At 70.1% G+C, this 6,271-nt stretch carries 7 protein-coding genes and 1 pseudogene; all 8 read left to right on the top strand.

The genetic code is table 11. The annotated features are described in order from the left end of the window. Positions 1 to 212: 212 nt before the first annotated feature. The 8 genes and pseudogenes from ACI2L1_RS21510 (at position 213) to miaB (ending at position 6,270) form a co-directional block, all read left to right on the top strand. Positions 213 to 1,349: a sensor histidine kinase gene (locus ACI2L1_RS21510; protein ID WP_404740937.1), complete on the top strand. Its 1,137-nt coding sequence runs from the start codon at positions 213 to 215 to the stop codon at positions 1,347 to 1,349. 138 nt (positions 1,350 to 1,487) lie between these two features. After that, entirely contained in the window at positions 1,488 to 2,435 is a 948-nt protein-coding gene (locus tag ACI2L1_RS21505) for an ABC transporter ATP-binding protein (protein WP_404740936.1), read from the top strand. After that, complete coding sequence (locus ACI2L1_RS21500) at positions 2,428 to 3,180, top strand: ABC transporter permease (protein ID WP_404740935.1); 753 nt, start codon at positions 2,428 to 2,430, stop codon at positions 3,178 to 3,180. The genes ACI2L1_RS21505 and ACI2L1_RS21500 overlap by 8 nt, the downstream gene beginning before the upstream one ends. A gap of 115 nt (positions 3,181 to 3,295) precedes the next feature. Further along, the gene (locus ACI2L1_RS21495) at positions 3,296 to 3,400 is read left to right on the top strand and encodes a lasso RiPP family leader peptide-containing protein (RefSeq protein ID WP_404740934.1); all 105 of its coding nucleotides are present in this window, start codon (positions 3,296 to 3,298) and stop codon (positions 3,398 to 3,400) included. Beyond that, positions 3,397 to 3,447: pseudogene (locus tag ACI2L1_RS21490) on the top strand (hypothetical protein); the annotation flags it as partial. The gene ACI2L1_RS21495 and the pseudogene ACI2L1_RS21490, both read left to right, overlap by 4 nt. A gap of 211 nt (positions 3,448 to 3,658) precedes the next feature. Further along, on the top strand, positions 3,659 to 3,883 hold the full coding sequence (locus ACI2L1_RS21485) for a hypothetical protein (protein WP_404740943.1): 225 nt from the start codon (positions 3,659 to 3,661) through the stop codon (positions 3,881 to 3,883). Positions 3,884 to 3,975: 92 nt separating this feature from the next. Next, a complete protein-coding gene (locus tag ACI2L1_RS21480; protein ID WP_404740933.1) occupies positions 3,976 to 4,650 on the top strand; it encodes a response regulator in 675 nt (224 codons plus the stop codon). Between the two features lie 93 nt (positions 4,651 to 4,743). After that, a complete protein-coding gene (miaB, locus tag ACI2L1_RS21475) occupies positions 4,744 to 6,270 on the top strand; it encodes a tRNA (N6-isopentenyl adenosine(37)-C2)-methylthiotransferase MiaB (RefSeq protein WP_404740932.1) in 1,527 nt (508 codons plus the stop codon). Position 6,271 lies beyond the last annotated feature (1 nt).

The raw sequence follows: 6,271 nt of genomic DNA, 5'->3' as shown, positions 1-6,271 counted from the left end.
CGCCTCACCGGCGAGACCACGATCTCCTGGCGCGACCCGACACCACCGGATGAAACCCGCATCTCGGGATGAAACAACGGGAGAAAACGACCTCTGAGAATGAACAGGTTGATCCGCACGACTTCGCACCCCCGTGGTACGGCGGCCGAACCCATATGGTCGCCTTCAGGCCGAGTTGGACGTCCGCGTGATCGCACACATAGGTTCGGCGCATGGGAGATGTCTCGCGCCGGCGTCTGATCCTCCTCGACGGGGCGGCCGCCCTCGGGTTCGCCCTGCTCCCTCAGCTGATGGTGGTACGGCCCGGCACGGGCGGCACGCCCGACGGGGTCGCCGTCGCACTGCTCTCGCTCGCCACCGCGCTGCCGCTCGCCGTACGACGCCTGTGGCCCGTCCCGGTGTTCGCGATCGTCCTCACCGCGTCCTGCGCGGCGCTGGCCGCCGGGCTCGGTCCGGCCGTCTTCCTCGCCGCCGCCTACGCCCTGTACCTCGTCGCGACGACACGGCGACAACAGCTCGGGCGGTCGGCCGTGCTCGTCGGCGGGGCGAGCGCGGCGGGCGCGGCCCTGCTGACGGTGACGGGCGGCCAGCACTACCAGGGCGGCACCCTGGCAGTACAACTGCTGTTCGGGCTGCTGGTGTTGGGGACGACGTGGGCCGCCGGGGCGGCCGTACGGGAGCGACGCGAGAGTCTGCGGCGGACCATCGAGCAGGCGGCCGAGCAGGCCAAGGTCGAAGAACGCATGAGGATCGCCCGGGACATCCACGACGTCGTCACGCACAGCGTGGGCCTGATCGCGATCAAGGCCGGTGTCGCCAACCACGTCGTCGCCACCCACCCCGAGGAGGCGAGAGAGGCCCTCACCGTCATCGAGGACGTCAGCCGCCGGGCGCTGCGTGACATGCGGGCCACCCTGAAGGTGCTGCGCCGCGAGCACGGCGACGAACAGCGGGACCTCCAGCCGGTCCGCGGCATGTCGGACCTGCCGTCGCTGGTCCGTACGGCCGAGGAGGCGGGCGTCGGCGTCGACCTGCGCACCGATCACGCGGAAGAACCGCCCGACGGCGTCGCGCTGGCCGCCTTCCGCATCGTCCAGGAGGCGCTGACCAACGTCGTCAAACACGCCGCCCCGACGCGCTGTCACGTCCGCGTCACCGCGCGGGATGGCGTGCTGACGGTTGACGTCACCGACGAGGGACCGAGCCCTGGGCACCGGGCGACCGTCCCCGGCGGCGGGATGGGACTCGTCGGGATGAAGGAACGGGTCGCCGCACACGGCGGGACCCTCACCGCGGGACCCCGGCCCGGCGCGCAGGGCTTCCACGTCCTCGCGACACTGCCGTACTGAGGACGCGCCGGATCCGGGCACCACAGGTATGGCCGAAAGGGGCTTCATACCCCGGTATGAGGCCGGTCCGTGAACCTTCCTGCACCTTCCCGACCCCGGTCCGATGTCTCCGGCGGCCCCCACGACCAGACTCGTCGCGTGATTGACGTCCAGAACCTGACGAAACGGTATGGGCAGGCCACCGTCGTGGACGGCCTGACCTTCACGGTGCGGCCCGGAGCCGTCACCGGCTTCCTCGGCCCCAACGGCGCCGGGAAGTCGACCACGATGCGGATGATGTTGGGCCTGACCCGACCGGACACCGGAACCGCCCGGATCGACGGGCACGCCTACGTCGACCTGACCCACCCCCTCCGGCACGTCGGCGCCCTGCTGGAGACCTCGGCCCCGCACCGCGGCCTGACCGCGCGCGACCACCTGCGCTGGCTCGCCCAGAGCAACCGGATCGCCCGGGGCCGGGTCGACCAGGTGCTGGAGACGGTCGGGCTCGAGGACGTGGCCCGGCGCCGGATCGGCACCTTCTCCCTGGGAATGGGCCAACGGGTGGGCCTCGCCGCGGCGTTGCTCGGCGACCCGCCCGTCCTGGTGCTCGACGAACCGGTCAACGGCCTGGACACGGAGGGCATCCGCTGGCTGCGCGACCTGCTGCGCTCGATGGCCGACGAGGGCCGTAGCGTCCTCATCTCCAGCCACCTGATGACCGAGATGGCCCTGGTCGCCGATCAACTGGTCGTCATCAGCCGGGGCCGGCTCCTCGCGGACACCGCCATGTCGGACTTCCTCGCGCGCCACGGTCGCTCCTACGTACGGGCCCGCACCCCCGAACCCGACAGGCTCGCAAGGGAGTTGGAGGGCGCCGGCGTGACCGTGACACGCATCCCCGGCGGTGGCCTCGACGTCGTCGGGATGCCGGCCGCGGACATCAGCCGGATCGCCGCCGCGGGCGGCTTCCCGCTCGACGAACTGAGCACCCACGCCGGGTCGTTGGAGGAGACCTTCCTCGGCGTCATCGGCGAGGCAGGCGCCCGTGCCGGGGACATCGGCACAGGCAACATCGGTGAGGAAGGCAGGAACTTCCGTGTCTGAGACACTCGCGGCCGTCCGCGCCGAGACCACCAAGCTGCGCGGCATCCGAGGCACCCAGTGGTCGCTGCTGCTGTTCGCCGTGGTCAGCATCCTCATCGCGGCCCTCGACGGCTGGTCCGCGAAGAACGCGCTGGAGTCCGACAACCCGAGCCTGCGCTCTGACTTCACCCCCGAGCAGGCCGGTCTCGACGGCATCCTCTACGGCCAGCTGGCGCTGATCGTGTTCGGCGTGCTCGTCGTCACCAGCGAGTACACGTCCGGCATGATGCGGGTCTCCCTGCTCGCGGTGCCCCGGCGCGGGCGCCTCTACGCGGCGAAGATGAGCGTCACCGCCCTGGCGGCGGTCGCCGTCTCCGTCCCGGTCACCGTCCTCGGCTACCTGGTCACGCAGGCCGCGCTCGGGTCCCACGGTTCCTCGCTCGGCGCGAGCGGCGTCCCGCGCGCCCTGGCCGGGGCCGTTGTCTATCTGACCCTGATGTGCCTGTTCGCGGCAGGTATCGCGGCGATCGCACGGAACGCCGTCGTACCGCTGGCAGTCCTGCTGCCGATGGTGCTCGCCGGAACGCACATCCTCTCGCTCCTCGGAGCGACCAAGGAAATGGCCCGCTACTTCCCCGACCAGGCCGGAAACGAACTGCTCACCGTCGACTCCCCGCACACCGCCTTCGGGTTCACGGTGCTGCTCGCCTGGACCGTCGCGGCCGTGGCGTGGGGGTGGGTGCGTCAGCGGCGGTGGGACAGCTGACAGGACCGGCATAGGACAGCTGCCCCATGCCTGCGGGACATTCCGCCCCGTAACTTCCCTGACAGATCACGGGCCGAACAGGTCGGCCCGACCGATCCGACACGGGAGGACATCCATGTCCGCGATTTACGAGCGCCCCATGCTGCAGGAAGTCGGCGACTTCGACGAGCTCACGAAGTGCCTCGGAGTCGGAAGCTGCGCGCGTTCGCCCACCGGATGATCGACGAGGGCGCCGACGCCGTGGTCGGACACGGGCCGCACTTCCTACGAGGGGTGGAGCTGTACCGGAAAAAGCCGATCTTCTACAGCCTGGGCAACACCGTCAGCCGGATCGACTTGACTGACCGACCGCGTCTCCGCCGAGGACTACGCCAAGGTCACCACCGAACGGCCCCCCACCCCCGGCCGCTACTACGACCGGCTCAGCGGCCACGGCACCCGGCTGTTCGCCCCGCACCACCGCTACTGGCAGTCGCTCGTGCCGGTCCTCACCTTCGACGACGGCATCCTGACGGCGGCCCGGCTGCACCCGGTCGACCTCGGCTTCGGCCGACCGGTCCACCGCCGTGGCCGCCCTCGGCTGGCCGACCGGGTAGCGGCCGAAAAGACTCTCACCGACGTCGCTCAGCTCTCCCAGCCGTACGGTACGAAGGTCAGGACGTCGGACGACGGCACGGGGGAGCTGCTCCTGGACGTGGCGTGAAAGACCGTACGGCGCAGTCGAGTTGAGGGAACCCCGCTAAAGTGGTGTATATCGTCAACCCCCGCAAGCGGACGAGGATCGAGGATCACGCAATGGCCGAGGCGGTCCGGGTCCTGATCGCGGACGACCAGGCGCTGTTGCGCGGGAGCTTCCGGGTCCTGGTCGACTCCACGCCCGGCATGGAGGTCGTCGGCGAGGCGGGGGACGGGGCCATGGCGGTGCGGCTCACTCGCGCTCTCGCTCCGGACGTCGTCCTCATGGACCTCCGTATGCCCGTCATGGACGGGATCGCCGCCACCCGGGAGATCTGCTCCGACGAGATGCTCTCCGGTGTCCGGGTGCTGGCCCTGACCATGTTCGACATGGACGAGTACGTCTACCCGGCGCTCCAGGCGGGCGCCAGCGGCTTCATGCTCAAGGACGCCTCACCGTCCGACCTGGTCAACGGCATCCGGGTCATCGCCACGGGCGAGGGTGTCCTGGCCCCGACCGTCACCCGGCGCCTCATCGCCGACTTCTCCCGCCGCGGCGAGACGGCACGTCCTGCTCCACGGCTCATCGGCCTCACCAACCGGGAACAGGAAGTCCTCGTCCTGATCGCCAACGGTTTGTCCAACAGCGAGATCTCCGAGCGCCTCGTCATCAGCATGCCCACGGTGAAGACCCACGTCGGCAGCCTCCTGGCCAAGCTGCACGCCCGGGACCGCGCGCAGCTGGTGATCATCGCCTACGAGAGCGGCCTGGCCGAGCGGGGCATGCCGACCTGACCGCGGTCCGGGCATGCCCGGGTTCCCAGCGGTCTCCGTGGCGGCCACAGGCGGCCGGGCCTCGCATCACCCGCAAGCGCCTACCCTTGAGCCATGACCATCAGCAGCGACCGGAGCACGGCAGTGGACGTTTCATCTCCGAAAACGTACGAAGTGCGCACTTACGGGTGCCAGATGAACGTCCACGATTCCGAGCGATTGTCCGGCCTGCTGGAGGAGGCGGGGTATGTGCCCGCGCCCGAGGGTTCCGACGGGGACGCGGACGTCGTCGTCTTCAACACCTGCGCGGTCCGGGAGAACGCCGACAACCGGCTCTACGGCAACCTCGGCCGCCTTGCGCCGAGGAAGGCCTCGCGGCCCGGCATGCAGATCGCCGTCGGTGGCTGTCTCGCGCAGAAGGACCGTGACACCATCGTGAAGAAGGCGCCCTGGGTGGACGTCGTCTTCGGTACGCACAACATCGGCAAGCTTCCGGTGCTGCTGGAACGCGCGCGCGTGCAGGAGGAGGCGCAGGTCGAGATCGCCGAGTCACTGGAGGCGTTCCCGTCCACCCTGCCGACCCGTCGCGAGAGCGCCTACGCGGCCTGGGTGTCGATCTCCGTCGGTTGCAACAACACCTGCACCTTCTGCATCGTCCCGGCCCTGCGCGGCAAGGAGAAGGACCGTCGCACCGGCGACATCCTCGCCGAGATCGAGGCCCTGGTCGGCGAGGGTGTCTCCGAGATCACCCTGCTCGGCCAGAACGTCAACGCATACGGCTCCGACATCGGCGACCGAGAGGCCTTCAGCAAGCTGCTGCGCGCGTGTGGCTCCATCGAGGGCCTGGAGCGCGTCCGCTTCACGTCCCCCCACCCCCGCGACTTCACGGACGACGTGATCGCGGCGATGGCGGAGACCCCGAACGTCATGCCGCAGCTGCACATGCCCCTGCAGTCCGGTTCGGACACGGTCCTCAAGGCGATGCGCCGCTCGTACCGCCAGGAGCGCTACCTCGGGATCATCGAGAAGGTCCGCGCCGCCATGCCGGACGCCGCGATCTCGACCGACATCATCGTGGGCTTCCCCGGCGAGACCGAGGAGGACTTCGAGCAGACCATGCACGTGGTCCGCGAGGCCCGCTTCACGAACGCCTTCACCTTCCAGTACTCCAAGCGCCCCGGAACCCCCGCGGCGACCATGGAAGGGCAGATCCCCAAGGACGTCGTGCAGTCGCGCTACGAGCGTCTCGTCGCCCTCCAGGAGGAGATCTCCTGGGACGAGAACAAGAAGCAGGTCGGACGCACCCTTGAGCTGATGGTCGCCGAGGGCGAGGGCCGCAAGGACGGCGCCACCCACCGCCTCTCCGGCCGAGCCCCCGACAACCGCCTGGTCCACTTCACCAAGCCCGGCCAGGAGGTCCGCCCCGGCGACGTGGTCACGGTCGAGATCACCTACGCCGCCCCCCACCACCTCCTCGCCGAGGGCGCCGTACTCGACGTGCGGCGCACGCGCGCGGGGGACGCGTGGGAGAAGCGGAACGCGGCCGAGACGGCGAAGTCGGCGGGCGTGCTGCTGGGGCTGCCGAAGATCGGGGTACCGGAGCCGCTGCCGGCGGTTACGGGTGGCTGCGCGGCTCACTGAG

Origin of the sequence: Streptomyces sp. NPDC019531 (assembly GCF_044903305.1) — a bacterium.
Taxonomy (GTDB): domain Bacteria; phylum Actinomycetota; class Actinomycetes; order Streptomycetales; family Streptomycetaceae; genus Streptomyces.
The sequence above is the reverse complement of the archived record's forward strand: the minus strand, read 5'-3'. Positions and strand labels throughout refer to the sequence as shown.